The sequence below is a fragment of the uncultured Maribacter sp. genome (assembly GCF_947500985.1).
Taxonomy (GTDB): Bacteria; Bacteroidota; Bacteroidia; order Flavobacteriales; family Flavobacteriaceae; genus Maribacter.
The window spans coordinates 573,965-596,710 of record NZ_CANMTX010000004.1; the positions used below are offsets into that span (position 1 = coordinate 573,965).

18 protein-coding genes are annotated in these 22,746 nt (G+C 34.9%); 6 read left to right on the forward strand and 12 right to left on the reverse strand.

Annotation, left to right across the window (positions count from 1 at the left end; all coding sequences use genetic code 11):
* Window positions 1-10 precede the first annotated feature (10 nt).
* Genes Q0871_RS11815 through hemL form a run of 3 tightly spaced genes read left to right on the forward strand, consistent with a single transcriptional unit; the run spans window position 11 to window position 3,035 of the window.
* Window positions 11-916 carry a 1-aminocyclopropane-1-carboxylate deaminase/D-cysteine desulfhydrase gene (locus Q0871_RS11815; RefSeq protein ID WP_299323246.1) on the forward strand — a complete coding sequence of 302 codons (906 nt, stop codon included), beginning with the start codon at window positions 11-13 and terminating at the stop codon, window positions 914-916.
* Window positions 913-1,734 carry a glucosaminidase domain-containing protein gene (locus Q0871_RS11820; RefSeq protein ID WP_299323250.1) on the forward strand — a complete coding sequence of 274 codons (822 nt, stop codon included), beginning with the start codon at window positions 913-915 and terminating at the stop codon, window positions 1,732-1,734. The genes Q0871_RS11815 and Q0871_RS11820 overlap by 4 nt, the downstream gene beginning before the upstream one ends.
* 20 nt (window positions 1,735-1,754) lie before the next feature.
* A complete protein-coding gene (hemL, locus tag Q0871_RS11825; protein ID WP_299323254.1) occupies window positions 1,755-3,035 on the forward strand; it encodes a glutamate-1-semialdehyde 2,1-aminomutase in 1,281 nt (426 codons plus the stop codon).
* A 74-nt stretch (window positions 3,036-3,109) separates the two neighbouring features.
* Here the strand turns inward: hemL and Q0871_RS11830 are convergent, their stop codons facing one another.
* From Q0871_RS11830 to Q0871_RS11865, 8 genes are all read right to left on the reverse strand, one after another.
* The gene (locus Q0871_RS11830) at window positions 3,110-7,039 is read right to left on the reverse strand and encodes a DUF2194 domain-containing protein (RefSeq protein WP_299323259.1); all 3,930 of its coding nucleotides are present in this window, start codon (window positions 7,037-7,039) and stop codon (window positions 3,110-3,112) included.
* Window positions 7,040-7,294: 255 nt separating this feature from the next.
* A complete protein-coding gene (locus Q0871_RS11835; RefSeq protein ID WP_299323262.1) occupies window positions 7,295-7,750 on the reverse strand; it encodes a hypothetical protein in 456 nt (151 codons plus the stop codon).
* 161 nt (window positions 7,751-7,911) lie between these two features.
* A complete protein-coding gene (locus Q0871_RS11840; protein WP_299323266.1) occupies window positions 7,912-8,091 on the reverse strand; it encodes a hypothetical protein in 180 nt (59 codons plus the stop codon).
* A 179-nt stretch (window positions 8,092-8,270) separates the two neighbouring features.
* Window positions 8,271-10,760: a zinc-dependent metalloprotease gene (locus Q0871_RS11845; protein ID WP_299323270.1), complete on the reverse strand. Its 2,490-nt coding sequence runs from the start codon at window positions 10,758-10,760 to the stop codon at window positions 8,271-8,273.
* Between the two features lie 194 nt (window positions 10,761-10,954).
* Complete coding sequence (locus Q0871_RS11850) at window positions 10,955-12,385, reverse strand: DASS family sodium-coupled anion symporter (protein WP_299323275.1); 1,431 nt, start codon at window positions 12,383-12,385, stop codon at window positions 10,955-10,957.
* Window positions 12,386-12,440: 55 nt separating this feature from the next.
* Complete coding sequence (gene lysS / locus Q0871_RS11855) at window positions 12,441-14,132, reverse strand: lysine--tRNA ligase (RefSeq protein ID WP_299323280.1); 1,692 nt, start codon at window positions 14,130-14,132, stop codon at window positions 12,441-12,443.
* A 219-nt stretch (window positions 14,133-14,351) separates the two neighbouring features.
* Entirely contained in the window at window positions 14,352-14,915 is a 564-nt protein-coding gene (locus Q0871_RS11860; protein ID WP_299323285.1) for a thioredoxin family protein, read from the reverse strand.
* Between the two features lie 106 nt (window positions 14,916-15,021).
* Entirely contained in the window at window positions 15,022-16,074 is a 1,053-nt protein-coding gene (locus Q0871_RS11865) for a helix-turn-helix transcriptional regulator (protein ID WP_299323289.1), read from the reverse strand.
* A 96-nt stretch (window positions 16,075-16,170) separates the two neighbouring features.
* On the opposite strand from Q0871_RS11865, the gene Q0871_RS11870 reads away from it, so the two are divergent.
* The 3 genes from Q0871_RS11870 to lipB are packed head-to-tail and all read left to right on the forward strand — an operon-like array spanning window position 16,171 to window position 17,815.
* Complete coding sequence (locus Q0871_RS11870; RefSeq protein WP_073240341.1) at window positions 16,171-16,326, forward strand: YqaE/Pmp3 family membrane protein; 156 nt, start codon at window positions 16,171-16,173, stop codon at window positions 16,324-16,326.
* Between the two features lie 11 nt (window positions 16,327-16,337).
* A complete protein-coding gene (locus Q0871_RS11875; RefSeq protein WP_299323296.1) occupies window positions 16,338-17,075 on the forward strand; it encodes a hypothetical protein in 738 nt (245 codons plus the stop codon).
* Between the two features lie 26 nt (window positions 17,076-17,101).
* Window positions 17,102-17,815, forward strand: coding sequence for a lipoyl(octanoyl) transferase LipB (lipB, locus tag Q0871_RS11880; RefSeq protein WP_299323299.1), 714 nt, complete (start codon window positions 17,102-17,104; stop codon window positions 17,813-17,815).
* 29 nt (window positions 17,816-17,844) lie between these two features.
* Here lipB and Q0871_RS11885 read toward each other — a convergent pair whose 3' ends face one another.
* The 4 genes from Q0871_RS11885 to Q0871_RS11900 all read right to left on the reverse strand — a co-directional run bounded on the left by Q0871_RS11885 (window position 17,845) and on the right by Q0871_RS11900 (window position 22,738).
* Window positions 17,845-18,504, reverse strand: coding sequence for a collagen-like protein (locus tag Q0871_RS11885; protein WP_299323303.1), 660 nt, complete (start codon window positions 18,502-18,504; stop codon window positions 17,845-17,847).
* Window positions 18,505-18,622: 118 nt separating this feature from the next.
* The gene (locus tag Q0871_RS11890; protein ID WP_299323308.1) at window positions 18,623-19,357 is read right to left on the reverse strand and encodes a hypothetical protein; all 735 of its coding nucleotides are present in this window, start codon (window positions 19,355-19,357) and stop codon (window positions 18,623-18,625) included.
* A 116-nt stretch (window positions 19,358-19,473) separates the two neighbouring features.
* Window positions 19,474-20,166, reverse strand: coding sequence for a hypothetical protein (locus tag Q0871_RS11895; RefSeq protein WP_299323312.1), 693 nt, complete (start codon window positions 20,164-20,166; stop codon window positions 19,474-19,476).
* 118 nt (window positions 20,167-20,284) lie between these two features.
* Window positions 20,285-22,738, reverse strand: a complete 2,454-nt coding sequence (locus Q0871_RS11900; RefSeq protein WP_299323316.1) for a ribonuclease HII — start codon at window positions 22,736-22,738, stop codon at window positions 20,285-20,287.
* Window positions 22,739-22,746: the final 8 nt, after the last annotated feature.

Sequence of the window (22,746 nt, forward strand, 5' to 3'; positions counted from 1 at the left end):
TTCGCCCTTCTTGCAAAGTATAAATCAACTTGTTGAATATCCGTTATTAGCAGAAAAGCAAGTTACCCTTGTTATTAAACGCGAAGATTTACTGCATCCTTTAATTTCTGGTAATAAGTACAGAAAGCTCAAATACAATTTACTGGCTGCTAAAGCAGATAATCAAAATACCATATTAACTTTTGGAGGAGCATATTCAAACCATATTGCGGCTACGGCTTATGCGGCAAAAGAAAAAGGTTTTGATGCGATAGGAATTATACGTGGCGAAGAGCTTGAAAATTCTTGGCAAACAAACACTACATTAAAGAAGGCATATGACGATGGAATGCGTTTTAAATTCATAAGTAGAAGCGATTATCGAGAAAAAGAATCTGCCGCATTTATTGAAGATTTAAAAAAGGAATTTGGTGATTTTTATTTAGTGCCAGAAGGTGGTACAAATAGTTTAGCTATAAAAGGTTGTGAAGAAATTATAACCAAAGATGATGAAGAGTTTGCTGTTGTTTGCAGTAGCGTAGGTACAGGTGGTACAGTATCCGGATTAATAAATGTATCTTTTCCAAATCAGAACGTTTTGGGGTTTTCGGCATTGAAAGGTGATTTTTTGAACGATGAAATTGATAAATTAGTCAATAATAAACGTTGGCAATTACTTACCGATTATCACTTTGGGGGTTACGCAAAAACATCCGAAGAACTAATTCTATTTATAAATGAGTTTAAAGAAAAAACAGGTATTCCTTTAGATCCAATTTATACCGGAAAAATGATTTTTGGGTTGTTCGATATGATAAAGCGCGATATTTTTGTGCCTAGAACAAAAATTTTAGCGATACATACAGGTGGTTTGCAAGGTATTGCTGGCATGAATAGTGTACTGAAAAAGAAAAATTTACCTTTGTTGCATTTATGAAAAAGATAATTTTATTGGTGTTGTTGGCGGGTATAGGATTCATGTCTTGTAAATCTAAAAAAAGACACTCTGATGAATTGCGTACCAAAAACGTTCTAAATGAACAAAGAAAATCGAATACGCAACCTTCTAAAAAGAAAGAAAATACGAACTTACCTGCAGAGCCTTCGAAATTTATAAGTTTTCGCATAGACTCTCCTTCAGAATATATAGACACATTTGCAGAAACGGCTCAATTAGAAATGAGGGATTATGGTATTCCTGCAAGTATCACTTTGGCACAAGGACTTTTAGAAAGTGGTAACGGTAAAAGTGAATTGGCAATGAAGACCAATAATCACTTTGGTATAAAATGTCATAAAGGGTGGGAAGGTGATTATGATTTTCATGATGATGACGAAAAGGGAGAGTGCTTTAGAAAATATAACCACCCTATGTATTCTTTTAGAGATCATAGTATTTTCTTGACGACAAGGTCCAGATATGCATTTCTTTTTAATTTAAGACATACCGATTATAAAGGTTGGGCAAGGGGCTTAAGAAAGGCAGGTTATGCAACGGATCCAAGATATCCACAAAAGCTTATTTATTTAATAGAAAAGTACGATTTGCATCAATATGATAAGCATGCGAGAAAAGTCAATTATAACAATACAGCGGTAGTCACAACAGATTCTAACAACATACATACGGTACAAAAAGGTGATACCTTATATTCATTATCAAGAAAGTACTATATGAGTGTCGATGAACTGATGAAGTTGAATAATTTGCGAAGTGCAGATTTGTCTATTGGGCAGCCTATTAAAGTCAAATAATAGTAAAATTTATTAAGAGAATGATTTATCAAAGAAGTAGCGCCCTGTTTGCAGAGGCAAAAAAATATATACCTGGCGGAGTAAATTCACCAGTACGCGCATTTAAAGCTGTTGGTGGTGATCCAATTTTTGTAAAAAAAGCCAAAGGAGCTTATTTGTATGATGAGGATGGTAATAAATTAATTGATTACATAGCATCTTGGGGGCCGTTAATTTTAGGTCATGCCTATGAGCCTGTAATCAACGCTGTTGTAGAAAAGGCACAGAACGGTACTTCATTTGGCATGCCTACTGAAATAGAAACAGAGCTTGCGAAACTGGCTATTTCTATGGTTCCTAATATGGATAAAATCAGGTTTGTGAACAGCGGAACAGAAGCTTGCATGAGTGCAGTTCGTTTGGCAAGGGGATTTACAGGCAAAGACAAAATTATTAAATTCGCCGGATGCTACCATGGTCATTCAGATTCATTTTTGATTCAAGCGGGTAGTGGTGCGGTTACTTTTGGTAGTCCCAATAGTCCTGGTGTTACCCAAGGTACTGCAAAAGATACTTTATTGGCAGATTACAATGATTTAGCCGGTGTTAAAGAATTGGTACAAGCGAACAAAGGAGAATTGGCTGCTATCATCATTGAACCAATTGCCGGTAATATGGGTTGTATTGTACCTTCGGATGCTTTTATGAAAGGGCTACGTGACATTTGTACCCAAGAGGGAATTCTATTGATTTTCGATGAGGTAATGACCGGATTTCGTTTAGCGAAAGGTGGAGCCCAAGAAGTACTGAATATAAAGGCTGATATAGTTACTTATGGTAAAGTAATCGGAGGTGGATTACCAGTAGGTGCCTTTGCGGCAAGAACAGAAATAATGGATTTTCTTGCTCCAGATGGTCCAGTTTATCAAGCTGGTACCTTAAGTGGAAATCCGTTGGCCATGAGCGCAGGTTTGGCTATGTTGACAGAATTGAATAACAACCCTGACGTATTTAAAAGTCTGGCTGATAAGGCAGAATACCTGCATAAAGGCATTGCAGAAGTGTTGACCGAGAAAAAGGTAGCTCATCAAATTAACCGTTATGGCAGTATGATATCTGTACATTTTAGTGATGAGCCAGTTGTTGATTTTACCTCTTCCGCTAAGGGTAATAATGAAACGTTCAAGAAATACTTTCATGGTATGTTAGAACGCGGTATTTACTTGCCACCAAGTGCTTTTGAAAGTTATTTTTTAAATGATGCTTTAGGTTATGAAGATTTAGATGCTACTATAAATGCGTTGAAAGAAATAGATTTATAGTATAAGTTTACTAATATTAAATATATAAAAGAGCCCTCAAATGAGGGCTCTTTTTGTTTGAGTTAGTTATAATACTATTTAAAATTATACTGAATACCTAGTTGAACAGCATTCGAGAAAAACTTGTCAATTGTAAAGTAAGAGTAGTTTAAATTAATGGTGGTGAAATTCTTAATTCTATATGATAGTTCACCTTCATAGCGTTGAAAGCTATCTTCATCTTGTTCTGCAAAAAGAGAGAAATCGCTCTTCAGGTTAAAATCAGAATCATCATTCCCAATTTGAAATAGCAGTCCACCACCGGCAAAAAGTCTGTCTTCGGTCAACCAATATGGAAATCCGTTTCTTCTATCTTCAGAGCCAACACCGTAAGCACCTTCAACTAACGGTCCTAGTTTGAATTTATCTAAATTCAATAGGTTATATTCTACTCGCGTACCACCAATGGCATAATATTGACTATCGGTATAATAATCGGCTTTTATATAAAACTCATGGTTTAAATTAGATGAGTATTCAAACTCTTGTGTAGCTTTTACCTGTATATCGTAAATATTTAAATCATAACCAGGACCAGTTGTAACCGGGTGTGCTTTTAGTGCTAAAGAAGATTTGCTGGTGTCACCGATAAAATCTATACCAGATTTAAAATGGAAGAATACTTTATTAAAGTTGTCCATCTCAACTCTTGCGCCTACATAAAACGGGCTTTTTTGGTCAGATTCTTTTTTATAGACATATTCTATACCTAATAAATCTCTACCAATATCATTAGGTACAATTGTATCTTTTAAAATGGTATATGCCGTACCTTGAACAATAGAGAATTGGTGAAAATCTAAATTCTTATTATAAAAACCAAAGTGAAATGCATTATTGAAAAGTGTAGGGTTAAACTCATCTGCTATAGCCGTTGAGGTAAGCCCAATGGAATGTCCTTTCTTTTTTCGTGATTCAATTTCTGATTTTTTTACGATGGCATCATCCATTAGCATTTTGAACTTGCTTATGTACAGGGATTGCTTTTCTTCAGGTGTTGCTTTTACTTCATTGTTAAATGCAATTTTAAAATCGGAATCAATTTTGGCTGGTGGTATGTTTACTGCAATTTCACCGGCCTTATTTACATCACCTTTTAATAATAAGATTTTTGCCATGTGGTTCATGGTGTTGTAATCTCTAGGATTTTTCTCTATATGGTTAGCATATACTTTCTTTAAGTATCTACCATTTGCAAATTCTAAGTTCCAGTCTAGCAATTTAGCTACAGGTACAGTATTTGTACAAGTGCTCCAATCCAAAGCTTTTTGGTATTGGGTATAATCGGCAAATAGAAATGCTATGTTTTTAGATAATCTTATTAGGTCAGGTCTACATGTTTCAATATCTCTTAATTCTGTAACCGCTTTGTCTGGGTCATTAACCAACAAGTATCTTACATAATATTCAAAATCTGTAAACTTCTTACTTTCTATAGTTCTAGTTTTTTCCTTCCATTCCTTAACGATTTCTGGAGAAATGTTACCGCATTTTTGCCATTGCTCTGCTCTTTCAAAATTTAATTTGTCAGCATATACTTGACTAATAGAAGTGGCTAAATCTCTGTTAGAAATACTACAAGGTTCAATGTTATCTAGTTTTGATAGAAGATTTTCATTATTAGAATTTACTAGAAATTCGTAATACGTCAACTTGTTCTCTTCCGTTGGCTCTATTGTGTAAAGAACTTCTAAAACCTGTTCAATAATTTCAGTGTTATCGTCAGTATTAAAATTGTTGAAGTATTCTTTTAAAATAGTGACATCATTTTGTCCCCATTCCATTTGTCTCTCCATCCACATTTTTTTAACGGCAGGTGAGGGGTAATTGCTTACAGTGCTTATATCTCTAGAAAAATCAGCATATGAGCCAGAAGGATTTTTTAAATACAATCCATTTAACTGAGACCAAAGCTGGTCGGTTTTACCTTGTGACTCCATGCCTTTGGCATAGGTAACGATCTGTTGAGAGTTAATGAATTTGTTATCCTTAAATAACTTCTCCATTAAATTTGTTGCCTCTTCTGTTTTTTCCTCAACAATCAATCTATCGATTTTTTGTTTCAACGGAACCATGGTTTGCTTACTTTTATTATAAGATTTATAATCGCTTTTTGTATTAGTAATTAAAGTTGAGGTATTACCTATAAGAGTTCTTATTTCTGGTCGAATATCTGGAACGCTTAAATTCGGCGTTTTGGTTTTAATACTATAAAGAAAACCGTTCAATAAAGGAACTGAAGAAAATTCTGCTTGATCAAGAGAAAGTGATTCATGCACTTTTACATTGTTGTTTTCTTCAACATACATTAGCCAATAAGAGTCCTTTTTTTCATCGGTATTTAAAGAACTAGAAACTTCATATTGACCTTCGTAGCTTAAATGGCGAATACTTTGGTAACGCCAGTCCATTGCTGCTTCTGTAGATTGTTTGGCAGTTAAAAACTTCATGTAAGGGTGTCTTTTTTTGTAATCAACAATGTGCTTTTTTAATTCACCAATAGCATTTGAAGTGCTGCCTATCTTTAAAATATCATTAGTATTTAATACATGAGACCAAATACCGGTATATAAGTATGTAGATTCTACTGCCCATCGTTCTTTTTGTGAAATGGTATAGCCGCTACTTAAACGAGGGTAATCAAAAAATCTGTTATTTAATGGGTCTGGGTCGAATTCTCTATTTCCACCTTCATATACATCTCCTAAAAAAGAAGTATGTAGAAAGTTTAAGCTAGGAAACCCTTTCTTTAGTGCTATAAGACCTAGACTATCTATTTGATTATCTGGAGCAACGTATGAGCTAGGTAGTGTTTTTGATACATCATTTTCCCATTTTTCTCTTGATGCTTTGGTATTGTCTAAAATGAGGTCCGTGTCTTTCCATAATTTTTTAGATAGGGGAAGGTCGTTATAACCACGAAAACCAAGTTCATGACCTCTATTGGTAAATTCATTTGTAAGCCACTTATTAGTACCACTTTGATTTTTACCGTCTAGCAAACCTGTTTGGTCCCAACTTTTAAAAGTGGGGTCGCCGTTATTTTTTTCGTTGGCATTAAAAGTTACGTAAGCAGAGTATTTAATATCTTCTTCTTGTGCAAGTGCTTTCATTTTTGGCCACCAGTCAGCCTTTAACATCTCAGATTTGCTGATACCTTGTTGTACGTTGATTGCTTTTCCATTATCATTATACATGGACGAAGGAAAATCGTCAAGAAATAATGTCCCAATATTTGAAATAGGGTAAGGAATACCTTCTAGACCTAATAAACTTGCGGAAAATAGTAGACCTCTCATTTCTTTTTTAAGAATTTGAGATGAGTTGTACAGAATCACTTTTCCGTTACCAATTCTATTTTCAATTAACACCGGATAATCTTGGTTGTTATGTGCGGCGACTAAAACATTGATGTTACTAGAAAAATTTGAGCTGTCAAAGCCAAGATGAACCGTTTTGTTATCAAAACCACGCCCTTGCATACCAGGAAAAAGAGCTTTATTAAAGAATAGACCAGAAGCCTCTCTGTTCGTGCTCCAGTCGGCATCAGGTGTCATTCCAAAAAAGTACGACATACGTTCATCTTTGGCAGCTTTGGTAACGAATAAAGTTCCTCCTTTTGAAACAAACTTTAAAAGACTGTCTATGGTAATAGTGCTTAGTCCAGCAGTTTCGTGTACTGTTACAACCCTAGTAGTGGGTGCAATATTAAGTTTTTCGTTAAATTGGTTTACCCATAAAGTTTTATGGGCAATTTTAGAATAGTCAAAAGCCTTTGCCAAATTCTCGGTTTCAAGAATAGCGCTATAATTTGTTGGCTCTATCAAAAACTGAACAAGAGGTTCTTCGGTACTTTTTTCAGGGATATTAAATTTATTGTTAGACTTGTATAGTTCTTGTTGACAACTGGTCAATAAACTAAAGGCTATAAGAAGTGATAAATAACCTATTTTTTTTGCTATCATGGTTTGGTGTCTTGAAATTCAATAGAGAGACCAATGGTTAAAACTTAAACTAGTCTCTAATTTGAACAAACTAAGTACCTTACTAATCGCGCTATCATAAAATTTATTAGTTAAGTATTCAAATTCATCCATGAATGAATCATTTATGTGCTTAATACTGTATTTTAGTGGGGTTAATGTGAAAATGGTAAATCGATTAAATGCAAAAAAGACCTGCTAAAAGCAAGTCTTTTTTTAATCTATTGAATTAAATATCTATTGTTTAGAAGAGTATTTTTCTTTTTTGTCACCACGATTTTTTCCTTTGCCACGCATTTTTTTTCTGCCATCCATCTTTACCCACTTCTCATATTGATCCGTATTAAGAATAGATTTCATTTGCTCTTTACGTGCAATTTGATGATCTAATCGCTCATTTTGCATAGCGTATTTTTCATCTGCAGTCAAAACTTTTTTACCATCTTCTTTATTAGCTTTTCGCTCTTCCATTTTTGCTTTTCTAGCAGTAGCATCTTCGGTAAGAATAGTTTTGATTTTTGACTGTTGCGATTCGTTTAAATCTAATGCCAAGGTCATTTTTTTTGTTTGCAGAGTAGCTGCTTGTTCAGGAGACAAATCCTTCATGTTGCCTCTTTTTCCTTTCATGTTATGATCTTGCGCTGTTACCGATATTGTTGCCATTACTAAAATGGCCATTAGTATTTTTTTCATGTTTATTATTTTAATTATTTGGTTCTTTGACATGAATAATTCAAATTGGTTTAAAGTTAAACCTCATTTTAGTAAAAGTTTAACGGCTAGGTAAAGTGCTTAAAATAAAAAAGCGCGGCTGTAGGTAGCCGCGCTTTTAAGTAGGTAAATTTTGTAAATTTTTAATTTGACGGTGTTCTTCCCTCCATAGTTTTGTAAGGATTAATTACAATGTCAGCTTCTTGATCGTAAGTATAAGTTACAATTTCTTTTTGTGCATTTTCACTTGTGCTTTGATGATAAACAACAGAAGCGCAGATGAAACAAGCTAGATAAATAAGGCTTTTTAATTTACTTGTCATGATTTGGGGGTTTAAATTCATTGCTAATCTAAAAAACAATAACGCATGAAAAAGCCCATTGTTGTGTAATGGGCTTTTTTTGATGTCTAGAATATTTAAAATGTGGTTAATACATTTCATTCATCGATGATATTGGTTGTTCATCGACAAGTGCATTTAATCGATCATAAAACGTGTTCTTACTTAGGGTCTAAAATGACGTTAATACGCTCAGAAACATCGTCGTAATGATATTTTGTCATCATATCAGAGGTTCTATTGCTTGCATTTCTAATATCGCGCTTTAAAATGTTCAGTTCTGCTCTTGCAATAGTTCTAATGTCAGATTGGCTAGTGTTGACAACTGTTGATTTTCTGTAGCCACCGAAATCAGAAGCTTTCGCTTGATTGTCTGCTGTCAATAAATATTCTAAACGATCTATATGCGCTTTTTGTAAGTTTCTTCTGTAGGTATCTATGGCTTTACCGTTTTTAGCTTCAGACCAAATTCCTTTTCTTAATTCGCTCATCATTTGAGCAAGAGAATATGCTTCAGACTTATCTATGGTCTCATTTTCAATTAACCTCGCCATTTTACCTAAGCTTAATACATTGTTTAATGTACGTACTTGCATTGAGCGCATTTGCTCTAAGAAGCCGGAGTACTCTGTGCGTTCTAAAATATCTTGATCCAGCATCCACATTGGGGTTTCAAAAAGCTGTTCGTGAAGAAAAACCATTGCTCTTTGTTGTTTTGCTTTTGGTACAGCTGTGTAAACAGCACCATCTTGATCATATGTCTTATGGTTTTCGTAAACTCCACCAATGTTATTTGAGACGTGACCCATGTATCTGTTGAATTGAGAGAATACTTGTCCGTATAACTTATCTAGGTCTTCATAAGTCTTACCGTCTTCGGCTGTCCACTCAATTAATTTCGGAACAATCCTTTTAAGGTTGGCAATACCGTATTCACCAGCTTTCATGGCATCATCACCTAAATCTTCAGTTTGTGAACTTGGATCAACAATGTCACCTACCTGTTGGTGACCAAAGCGATATAAAGGATCACCTGCATGTGCCATAATCCATTTATCTAAAATAGATTTTTCTTCTTCTGCAGTTGTGTTGGGTATAGGCTTGTATCCCCATTGAATAGCATACTTGTCATATACACCAATATCTGGCATTAGAGCCACGCCTTCATCACCAGGTTGTGCGATATAGTTAAAACGCGCATAATCCATTATTGATGGAGCGGTGCCATATTTTTTCGTAAATGATTTAGAACGAAGAGAATCTACAGGATAAGCAACGCTACTACCCATGTTATGTGGTAGCCCTAACGTGTGTCCAACTTCGTGAGAAGATACAAAACGAATTAATCTACCCATTACGTCATCATCGAAAGAAACGCCTCTAGCTGCAGGATTAATGGCTGCTGTTTGTACAAAGTACCAATTTCTCAAAAGTGTCATTACATTATGGTACCAATTGATATCTGACTCTAATATTTCGCCACTACGTGGATCACTAACATGTGGACCGTTAGCATTTGGTATTGGTGAAGCTAAATAACGCACCACAGAATAACGAACATCTTCAGGAGACCATTCTGGATTTTCTTCTTCAGTCGGAGCTTCTTTGGCGATAATTGCATTTTTAAAACCTGCAGCTTCAAAAGCAACTTGCCAATCTTCTATACCTTGTTTAATAAACGGTACCCATTTTTTAGGTGTAGCTCTATCTACATAATAAATGATTTGTTTTTTAGGCTCTACCAATTCGCCGTTCTTGAATTTTTCGACATCTTCATCTTTTACCTCTAAACGCCATCTGTCCAAAAATTTGATGGTCTTGCTCTCTTGAGCTTCTAAGCCATAATCTACCTGACCGCGAGCAAACCAGCCAACACGTTCATCAAAATAACGTCGCTTCATCTGTTCTTCAGGTAACAATACCATAGAATTATTGATTTCTACAGAAATAGAACCTAAACTCTGGTTACTAGGTGCGGCACTTGCCAAATATGTTTTAATGTGGCGTACCTCTACATTTAAAGGGTAACTCTTGATTGATTCAATATAACCTCTGCCTTCATCTAAACGAGATACTTTATATCTTTTTCTAAATCTATCTGGCATACCAAAAGCTTTGGTATCCTTTATAAAAATATCATTGACCTCTATAACTGTGGTTGAGTTTAGAGAATCTTTTTGAACAGCTTTAATATCAAACGAGTATAAAACTGGCTCAAAATTGGAGTTTAGAACAGCTTCATGAACAGGAAGAGAATCTGCAGCAACCACATCATGAGAAACTACACGAAGTAATACCTTCTTGTCTTTTTTTTCCCATCGTAAAACCTGTGTGTTAATTTTTCCGCCACCAAAACCGATACCTGAGGCAGTTTTAGAGATACGGCTTACCATCAACATTTCTTTGTTGAATAGTGAATCTGGAATTTCAAAAAAGTGATTCTCGTCAACTACGTGGGTAGTAAAAAGTCCCGCATCACTTACGGCATCTTTAGTGATTACCTTATTGTAAGGTTGAATTTTATCTTTTGAAGGTTTTTTAGATTCTTGCTCAGTATTTTTTTTCTTCTTTTTAAAAATTTGAGCTTCGGCATTTTGGTAGCCGAAAATACATACAAACAGCAATAATTTTACTAGTAATTTTCTTTTCATTTGTGAGTTAGTTTGGTAATCTTTCAAAGATTGAAATAATATCTGGAACAAATAGTTAATAATTTCTTAAGCCTATTTGTAACAATGCTGAATGAAAGGCGTCTATTAAGTAGGAATAAACATTTTTTCATTTCTGAATTAGTCGATTATAAAGCCTTTGCATCTGCAAGGGCTTTATTTTTTTTTGGGCAATTTTAAAATAAAAGGGGAAGAATAAAATGGAATAATCCTATTAATAGTAGCACTGCAATTAGATTTAAGATGACACCTGCCCGTGCCATTTCATGAACCTTAATATAGCCACTGGCAAATACGATAGCATTTGGTGGTGTTGCCATAGGTAGCATAAAAGCACAACTGCTGGCAATAGTTATTGGTATCAATAAATAAGTAATAGGTAAGCCTAGACCAATAGCGATACCTGCCACTACAGGAGCAAGTACGGCAACAAGGGCTACGTTACTCATCAGCTCTGTCATAAACAACATTAACAAAATCAATAATGATGCGGTTAGTAGAATACTAAGGTCGCTTTGCCCAATAACTTCAGCTACTAAATCGACAATACCAGAAACCGACATGCCTTTGGCTAATGAGAGTCCGCCACCAAATAGAATAAGAATTCCCCAGGCTAGTTTTTGTGTATCTTTCCATTGCAGAATGAAATCTCCTCTTTTAAGATTATATGGAAGTGCGAATAGGGTGATTGCCGCAAACATACTGATAAGTGTATCTGATAATCCCAAACTCGGGAATATCGAATTGATCAAAGTTCTAATTACCCACAAGAAGATGGTAACTCCGAATATGATAAGCACCATTTTTTCTTTCCCAGAAGTAGGACCTAATTTATCTAGCTCTTCATGAATAATGGTTTTTGAAGCTTTAAATTTTAAACCCTGAGTAGGAAAAAACACTTTTATTAGAACAAAATAACAAATACTAATCATTATCAGGGAAAACGGAAGTCCTATAACCATCCATTTTAGAAATGAAATTTCAATATTGTATTCATTTTCTAATAAGCCAATGAGAACTGAATTTGGGGGAGTGCCAATAACAGTTGCAATACCACCGGCGTTGGCAGCAAAGGCGATACCTAACATTACACTTAAAGCAAAGTTTCGATCTCGCTTTGTAAATCCGTCTTCATCTTCGATCAGTAAATTGATAACCGACATGGCAATGGGTAACATTACTACGGTACTCGCCGTATTACTGATCCACATACTTAAAACAGCTGTAGCAATCATAAAGCCGAGAACTACTTTATTCGCTGTCGTACCCGTAAGTCTAATGATGTTTAAGGCAATACGTTTATGAAGATTAACTTTTTCTAACGCTAATGCCATGACAAAACCACCAAAGAATAGAAAAACTATGGGGCTACCATAATTAGCTCCAACATCACCAATGGGCATCACTTTTAAAATAGGAAATAGTAACAAGGGCAGCAATGCGGTTACAGAAATAGAAACCGCTTCGGTAACCCACCAAATTACCATCCAGAGCGCAACAGCAATTACAGCATCTGCATTTTCAGAGATAAGTACATTGGGTAAAAAAAGGATAATGAAAAATATGATAGGACCTGTAAATAGACCTATTTTGCTACTTAGATTCATGCTGGTTGGTTTTGCCAGCTTCTAAGCTACTATTTTTTAACGTTCCTTGAAATGACTATTTTATAATTTCCACCAAAAGAACATCGTCTTCTTTGTAGATTTTAGCCAATTGTTGCTTCGTAATCCCTTTAATGCCTTTATCCCAAGCTTTGTTACTTAAGTCAGATTTAGTTTTAAGGGCGTCAAGCTCCATCTTCTTTTCTGCCTTAAGAATATCGAAAATCACTTTTTCATTTTCAGACAGTTGTAAAGGCTTCTTTTCTGGCCTCATTTGAGGGAAGAACAATACTTCTTGTATTGATGCATTGTTAGTCATTAACATCACCAAACGATCAATGCCAATACCAATACCAGAAGTTGGGGGCATACCATATTCAAGAGCTCTAAGAAAATCTTGATCAATGAACATTGCCTCATCATCTCCTTTTTCAGAAAGCTTTAATTGATCTTCAAAACGCTCTCTTTGATCAATAGGGTCATTAAGCTCAGAATAAGCATTTGCCAGCTCTTTACCATTTACCATAAGCTCAAAACGCTCTGTCAATGCAGGGTTGTCTCTGTGTTCTTTCGTAAGCGGACTCATTTCTTTTGGGTAGTCAGTAATAAATGTTGGTTGCACGTAGAAGTGCTCACATTTTTCACCGAATATTTCATCGATTAATTTACCGATACCCATAGTTTCGTCCACTTCAAGTCCTAATTTCTTGGCAGTTTCACGGAGTTCATCTTCAGGCATACCTGCAACATCATAACCAGTGTGTATCTTTATCGCTTCTAAAATAGGCACACGTGCATACGGAGCTTTAAATTCAATTTCATGTTCACCTACAGTAATTTTAGTGGCACCGTTAGAATCCATCGCAATTTTCTCCAATAGTTTCTCGGTGGTATCCATCATCCAGTTGTAATCTTTGTATGCAACATACAATTCCATTACGGTGAATTCTGGGTTATGGGTACGGTCCATTCCTTCGTTTCTAAAATCCTTAGAGAATTCATAGACACCATCAAAACCACCAACTATTAATCGTTTAAGATAAAGTTCGTTTGCGATTCTTAAGTATAAGGGAATATTTAATGCATTATGATGCGTTAAAAACGGACGTGCAGTTGCCCCACCAGGTATAGGTTGTAAAATTGGAGTCTCTACCTCTAAATACCCAGCTGCATTGTAAAATTCACGAATACTAGTGGTTATTTTAGTTCTTTTAATGAAGGTTTCTTTCACTTTTGGGTTTACCACCAAATCAACATAACGTTGGCGGTAACGCAGCTCAGGGTCATTGAATTCATCATATATTTTACCCTCGGCATCCTTTTTAGGTAGAGGCAAAGGTCTTAACGATTTACTAAGCATGGTAAATTTCTTTACCATAATCGTTTTTTCACCTACCTGAGTGGTAAAAAGATCACCTTCAATACCGATGATGTCACCAATGTCAAGTAATTTCTTGTAAACATCGTTGTACAAGGTTTTGTCTTCACCAGTACAAATTTCATCTCTGTTGAAATATACCTGAATACGACCGGTACTATCTTGAAGTTCAGCAAAAGATGCTTTCCCCTGAATACGACGAGACATCAATCTACCAGCAACAATAACTTGTTTGCCTTCCACATAATTAGATTTGATACTTGCAGATGTAGCATCTACAGGATATAAAGCCGCTGGATAAGGATTAATACCTAGTGCTCTTAATTTCTCTAATTTTTCTCTTCTGATAAGCTCTTGCTCCGATAATTGCATGCCGTCGTTTATTTAGCTGGCAAATATAATCGATATGTATTAATCTTTCAATCTTGTAGACACTAAAGGATAGAGTCTTTCTACAAATTTTTCATAAGCAAGCCTTAAAGGATGTAATCTGTCATTAGCAACCAATTCTGTTTCATCCAAACCTTTTCTTGTGATATCGGTGATATCGAGGAAAGTAATTCCTTTTGTTTTGACATTTAATTTTAATCATCAGTCGAAATGTAATGATGATGTGTAATTGGGTATGTATTCTTGTTCTGAAATAATTTTTAAGATATCGTCTTCTAACGAGGTAACAGGCGTTTCAATAATTCTATTCACCTCTTTTCCGTTCTTGTAAAAAATAAATGTGGGAACCCTGCGGATGTTCAATCCCCACTCTTCACCTTGTGGACTTTTCTTGTAAGATTCTTTTCGTTTGTCTAGCGCAACTATTTTTAAATTCTCCAGAGGGAATTCCGCAGACTCTAGAATTTTAAGAAATCTAGGTACTTCTCGTTTACTATCACCACACCAGGTACCCATGAAGATTAGAATTTTGTAAGAGTTTAATTTTTCTTTAAATAAATCAATTTGACTTTGATTGGTCTCGTAATTTTCATAACTAGGTTCAAACCATGTTTTGTAGGAGTTAGTTGAGAGTCCGCCAACAGTTATTTCTCCCAATAAAAAAGGTTGTTGATTATCAATAACAACCTCGTGGTTTGTATTTTGAGAGAAGGTAGTTAAGAAGAAACTTAAAAGAAGAGTGGTCATTAAAAATGATAATTTCATGATTTGCAGTTTTTATATTAGACCTGAAAATTCTAGAAATTACTAGAGTAAAATTGATTTAGTGGGGTGGAAATAGGTACTAGACCCTAGGTGGAAATTTAAAAAATTATTGAAAACGTTGCTTTATTTCGTCTCTCGACGACACCTCTAATTTCTTGTAAACATTGTTAATATGGGTCTTTACAGTACTTACACTGATAAACATGGCAGCTGCAATCTCCTTATTGGTTTTGTTTTCAAGAATTTGTTGAACAATGTTATGTTCTTGCTCGGTGAGCTTCGCAAGAGAATCGTTTTGCAAGTTTCTTGATGTACTTCTCTGGTTGAAAACAAAGTATACGTTCAGCGATATAGAGAGTAGAAGTAGGGCAAGAAGTAACCATTTCCAGTAATTAGATTTTGGTGAATTACCATTTGTTAATTGTTGGTCTATGGCTATTTCGTTTAAATACAAATCAGTAAATGCCGCGTCTGGATATTTCAAGAGTAATCGCTCGCCAAGTTCATTATAATAATTGGTTTTGCGAATATCTTTTAGGTAATAGCTGTAGGTATCATTTCTTTTATCTGACAAAAAGTTGAAAATATAGAGTTCGGCTAAAGGCTCATCTAGATTTTCTCCGAAATCCTGCAAGGTCGAGAACCACTTTTTAGAATTCAGCTTTCTATTGGCATCACTTCTAAAGTCATTAAAATCGAAAGCCATTTCCTCTTTTAAAACAGCTATATCTAAAAAGGTAGATGATTTCCTGTTTGTTGAGGTAATTTCACAGAGAGCTTCGTTTGCAAAAGAAGTAGGGAAAGTAATAGTGTCATTATTATTGGCAATAAAAAGTATGCTTTTGCTGAACTCACAACTGCCAAAAAAGTGTTCAGAATTCGAAGACGTGTCAGAACAATCATCTAAATGAATTCTATAAATTCTATTATCATCGTTAAGATTATTGCCTCTGAAACTAAAATAACCTAACGAATCGGTAGTAGTTTTTTTAAGAATCTGTTCCATCGAAATCCTACCAAACTTCCTATAATCTTCAATGATAGATAGGTAAATGGTCTTTCCGCTTTGTTCATCGGCAATTTGACCGTCGAAACTATATTGAGATAAACCTTTGAAACAGGAGAAAAAAATAAGGATTAAAAATACTGTTCTGAACATTGATTGGGTTAAGGATAATAAAATTAATAGATCTTGTAACAAAGCGTTTGCAATTGCGACCTATAAGGTACATCAATCAATCAAAATAATAATCAAATGAGTTTAATTCGAGTATTGCTCGCCATCTTTTTTCCTCCTTTAGCAGTTTTAGGCAAAGGTTGTGGTTCTTTTGTAATTGTTCTACTTTTGACTTTTTGCGGTTGGGTGCCAGGGGTAATCGCTGCATTAGTTATATTGAATAATCCTAACTAGAACCAAAATACATGAGACTTTTTAAAATTCTATCTGTTGTTATTATAACAGTACTTTTCGCTGCCTGTAATTTTACTGAAGAAATTTATTTCAATGAAGACGGGTCAGGTAAAATGAGCATTCTTTTCGACGGTAATGAAATGATGCAAATGATACCAGAAACTGATTCTACAGAATTGGATAAAGCAATAGATTCTACTTTAGTCTTTAAAGACTTATTAAGAGAAAAAAAGGATAGTATAGCGCAGTTATCGCCAGAAGAGCAAGCTAAGCTAAAAAGATTAGAGCCTTTTAGTTTACGTATGATAGTTGATCCTGAAGGCGGAGTCATGAATTTTAATATGTTTACAGACTTCAAAAAAGTGTCTGAGGTTAATGATGCATTTAATGCTTTTCAAAATGCTAGTGCTATAGGTCCTGTTGCAGGCGGTAAATCAATGCCAGCTGGTGCAACAGAAGAAACAACAACTGTGAATTACAGTTTTGATAAGAACACATTTAAAAGAGAGACGGTAATTCTAAATCAAGAATTATTTGAAAAAAGTTTAGATAGTTTGGCTAGTGCAGAAATGTTTCTGTCTAGTTCTACCTACACTTTTAAGTATCATTTTCCAAGACGTGTAAAGTCTACCAATATTGAAGAAGCAACTTTTTCTATGGATGGAAAAACCATGGTGCATGAAGTGAATTTTTTACAGATGATGAAAGATCCAGAATCTATGGTCATCGAAGTAGAGTTAGAAAAATAGGATATTCCTTTTCATATCTTTGTAAGATGAATAAGAAGGTGCATGTACAAGATTTAGGGCTTAAGGATTATAAAGAGACTTGGGACTACCAAGAGCAATTATTTAAAAACACCTTAGACCTTAAAATTAGAAATAGAAGAGAAGATTTGAGTTTAGAGACTCCTAATCATTTTCTGTTTGTTGAACACCCACATGTGTATACACTTGGTAAAAGTGGAGATATTTCTAATCTATTAGTAGATGAAAAAGTCTTGGTAGCTAAAGAAGCTACTTTTTATAAAATAAATAGGGGAGGAGATATAACCTACCATGGTCCCGGTCAAATAGTAGGTTACCCTATTTTAGACTTAGATAACTTCTTTACCGATATTCATAAATACCTTCGTTTTTTAGAAGAAATGGTCATCTTGACCTTGGCAGAATACGGAATAAAATCTGAGCGATCTCCAGGCGAAACCGGAGTTTGGTTAGATGTTGGTACTCCGTTTGCACGAAAAATATGTGCGATGGGTGTAAGAGCATCACGTTGGGTGACCATGCATGGCTTTGCATTAAACGTAAATGCCGATTTAGGTTATTTTGATTTGATGATCCCATGCGGTATAAAAGGTAAGGCCGTTACTTCTTTAAATGTAGAATTAGGTAAAAAGGAGGTGGATATGGATGAGGTGAAACAGAAATTGCTTAAACATTTTCAAGTGCTTTTTGAGGCTGAGATAAATAAAAAACCCGAGGTGTAAGCCTCGGGTTTTTATGCTTTAAAATCAGATTAGTATTCTAATCCATAATAGTCCATAACTGCATAATAGTCACTGGTGTCAATACCTGCATACTTTAAGTTGGCTAATGTGTTTTCTTTACTAGATTTACCGGAAGTTGTACTATTAGATTCTACAATAATTAATTTTAATTCGTTTAATTGACCTGCAGTTACTGATTTTAAGTTCTCTGTGCCCACTTCATAAAAGAACATCCAATATCTGTTCAAACTTATTTCCACGGCAATATCGCTATTGTCACCAAGTTCGAAAGCATAAATGGGTGCGGGAATAGGTGTGTAGACGCTGCTATCTTTTGAGAGATACCCAAGAATTAAATCGTTGTCTATTACCTCTTGCGATAAAGCAGTTGCGGTAACTGGTATAGTAGCTCCAGATTCTGAAGAAATATCGTAGGTGTAAGTGGCTACATTAGCATTGCCATCTTCTCCATCTTCTCCATCTTCTCCATCTTCTCCGTTCGTTCCATCGGTACCATTTGGACCGTTAGTACCATTAGTTCCGTCTTCGCCAGCAGGTCCGGTTGCACCGGTTTCACCCTGTTCGCCTTGTGGACCAATAGGTCCAATGTCGCCATCTTTTGAGCATGAGGTAAGTGTGATAGCGAATATTATAATTGCGCATTTGATAAAATTTGTTGTAGTCTTCATTATTAATATTTTAGGATTATTTCCCTTTAATGAAGCTTTAGAGTAAAGGTTAACATACGGGCATAAAAAAACCGAGGTATATGCCTCGGTTTTTTCTTTTTATTAAAATAGGGGTGTGTTACTCCAGCCCTAGGTAATCCATAACTTCATGGTAATTAGATAGATTTACGCCGTTCTCTTTCATTCCGCTTATAGTATACCGGTTATTTTCTCCTGATTTAAGTGAAAGGTAAGCAGGGGCTATTAATAAATAGCGAACAAAACCATCGGTAGGGTCAATAGTACCTACTGTATCTGGGTTGCCCATTTCAGTAATTTTATATTCGCCAAGAGACATTTTTTGTTCCATGGTAAAAGACCTGAATAAAGGCTCTGTAAATGGTATAGCATAGACCTCGGAAAAAGTATCAGAAAATGAAAAATACCCTAGAACAGTATAATTATTTAATACATCTTGTGTAATTCTAGAATCACTTATAGTGACGGTTGCAGCAGAGTAAGAATAGTTGTCAGGAAAGTCTGCAACTAACCAACTTGACGCTACAACATTAGCATTGCCATCTTCTCCGTCTTCACCGTTGGTTCCATTTGTACCGTCAGTACCGTTAGTTCCATTAGTTCCGTCTTCTCCAGCAGGTCCGGTTGCTCCAGTTTCTCCTTGTTCTCCTTGCGGACCTGGTACGCCTAGTGCTTCTCCATCTTCACCAGCGGGTCCTTGTTCACCATCTTCGCCCTGTATTCCCTGTTCGCCTTGTGGACCAATAGGACCAATATCTCCATCCTTAGAGCATGATGTAAATGAAATGGCGAATATTAAAACTGCGCATTTGATAAAATTTGATGTAGTCTTCATTATTAAAATTTTTAAGGTTATTTTATTTTAATGAAGCTTGAGAATAAAGGTTAACATACGGGTATAAAAAAACCGAGGTGTAAGCCTCGGTTCAAAGTTGGTGTCTGGTTAAGTTATTATTTGCTATGTGCCGTAAGCAGTGTGCTACTCATTACGTCTCCGTTTTTCTTATAGGTTTCTTGTTTAACCATGCCTATGCCTTCTGCAAGCCAAACTCTAGATGGATACACTTGGTTAGCCATCATCATTTTAGAACGATTTTCGCTATATAGAACAAAACAATCATATGTGCCAGCAGTGGTAGTTACACTTTCTTTCTTTTCAACCTTTCTATTGGTCATGTCAACGGTCATATTCATATTAATACCGCTCATGCTAATTTTCATGGCAACATTAGCATCTTTGAGATTTTGTCCTACGGTAAGTTCATTGGGTATTTCAATGTCATTGCCAGAGATTTCAATATCCATATCGCCATATTGCTCCATCATTTCGGTAGGTAATAAAGATTCGTAATCTAAAGTAACCGCATTGCCGCTACAAGCTAAGTTGTAGCTAGTGCTATAAATATCTTTGCCTTTGTTGTCTTTTAAGTTTATGGACATAGTGGCGGTAGTAGTATTACCAGTATGGTTTGCCTCGATAACTTTGTAGTTGCTAACACCTTCAACTTTTCCCTTTTTATTGTAATTGGTGTATTCCATAGACACACCTTCGTTCATAGTGTAGAACGTACTACAATTGTCTTGAGCGGTAACGAATGCGATTCCGATTAAAAAAAATAATGAGTTAAGTAATTTAATTTTCATTTTTGATACAGTTAAGGTTTTGATTAATAACTACTTAAATATATAAAAATCAATTCACTATTTTGTATGATATGTGTATTCGGTATTTAAATGCTTGTGAATTTTACTTTCAGGTGTATCATTGTATTTTAAAAACCGTAATGCTGTTTTCTTGGTCTTTAAATACAAACTCTGGTTTTTTATTTGCATTTATATCTTCCATATCAATTGCTGAGCTGCCAAAAATGGGGAAATTTGGAATTGATTCCGACTGACTATCAAAGAGATATATTTTCTGATTTTGTATATCGGTAACTGAAACGTAAATTTTATCGTTAAGGTAAAAAATAGTTGGCTTTGAGTAAACACCTAATTCAAGCTCCACCTTCTTGTTACGAATCTGTAAAGTATTGTCGTTCATGATAGCTAAAGTTCTTGAAGTAGCATCCATACCATGGTCTTTAGCAAGGTTTAGATTACTTGATGAGATTTTTCCATTAGCATCTATTTGATACAGTATACCGTCGACAGACGTAAATGTGAACTTGTTCTGATACAACTTAATGTCATTGTCAGAAAATGAGAACTTGTCTTTTACGTTGATTCTAGTTTTACCTACCCTATTAGTTATTTTTAATTGACCGTTCTCTAATTTAAATACGATGTAATCTTTTTTACCGATTCTAAAGTGTTGAGGTGCTGCTGCTATAGGTGCTTCGGCAGTATTATAGGTAAAACCTTTAACAATGTCTCCTTCACCGTTATACATAAATACGTTTTTATCTTGAGTAACAACAAAGCGATAATTTTTACGACCCTCGTAATCAAATACGGCTAAAGGGTTCAAGTTGCCACCAGTATACTTTTTGGTAAACTGTTGAACCTCTTTTCCATTTCTATCTAAAATCAAGAACTCGTTGTTCGTAGTAAATGCCAATTGCAATTTTCCGTTTTTGAACAAATCAACCTGATGAACTTTGCCTTGTATAGTTCCATTAAGTTGTTTTTTCCAAAGAATTTTTCCACTATTAGAAATCAAATAGAGTATATTTTCTTGATCTTGTACTATAATCTCTTTTCTTCTATTGCTATGGTTCGTTACAAATTGTGGTAAGGTTGCCAGATCAGTATCGAATTTTACTTCAAAAGCAGAAGATACAGAATTTGATTCCTCTTCTTTTATGATTTTCTTTATTAAGAAATTGGTGTGAAAGAATCCCGCATCTGCGATTATTTGAGAGGCAAAAATATAATCATCTAATTTGCTATTGGAGAATGAGTTACCTAAAGTTCTGGAAGCTAATTCATTCATTCTGGAAACAAAACCTTTTAAATTAGAGATAGACACTACACTTGATGAAGAGGTAAGTTTGTTTTCCGCATTTTTAAATAAGGTGGTCTTGTCAAAAGTATCACCTGTTTTTATTTTTGTAATTACAGATTCAAGCGTGCTCTTAGACTTAGAAAAGAGAAAAGTATTCTCAACTATACTCGCAAATTCAAAAGAATGTTCTCCAATTAAGGGTGTTAACGGATCAAATATTTCAAGATTAGGTTTTAATCCCCATATTTCGTTACTGCTAAATTCTTCGGCAGATATCTTTTCTTCGTTAATATAATCAAGTAGTGTTTCGATACCGTATGTTCTCAAAAACAAAACGTGTTCGTTGTTATACGCGGCGATTCCAATTTCTTCTACGGTACTAAGTAGTGAATCTAAAACAGTATTGGGGTAGTTTTTAAGTGTTTTGTTGTAAGTGTATTTATTAAAATCATCCAAACCAAATGATGTCATATTGTTGGCATCGCTAGGTGTTAAATTCCATGTTTTGTTTTGAATAGGTTTTGTTTCGTTGAATAGATTAAGAAATAGTTTTTTTTCTGCACTTGATTCAGCTACGCCGTTCAATATGATTTCGTTGTCATTTAGGGATAAGTCTAGAGACATCAAACTACCGAAATTTGAAATATGCTGATCATCAGAAAGTAGTTTTTGAAATAGCATTTCTCCATTTTCTATATTTATCCAAATATTTACAACCTTGTCAGTGTTCGAAACTTCGTAAAAGCGTTCTAATGACTCATTTTTTATTGGATTTTCAATAGTATTAATAAGGTTTTGTAATAATGGTTGAGAAGAACTTAAAACCCAATGCTTCTCAATAAACGTACTATAAAAAGTATCCTTTTCAATTTTGTATTTGGTGATGGCTACATTATTATATTTAAGCGTCTCAGTACTTTTATTCGAAATACTATCGCCAATAGTAATAACTAAACTATCTTTTGATATGTAGGTATAATCTATTCTAGTGCTATCAGCTGATAAAGCTAATAGCCCTTTTTTCTGATCAGTAAAATAGTTAATCGGAGTTAGAATTTTCTTTACATCTATAAATGGTTTTTGTGACTCTAGTGCGTTCAGAATCTCATTACTCGAAAGCTCATCATTAAGCGTTTCAAAATCATTTATTTTAAAAACTATACTGGCATTACGTGGAATTAAATCTAAGATAGAATTCTCAGATTGCTTTTTAGATGTACAGGATATGCAGAAGAATGTAATTACTACAGATAGTAGAGTAGGCCTCATTAGAAAAG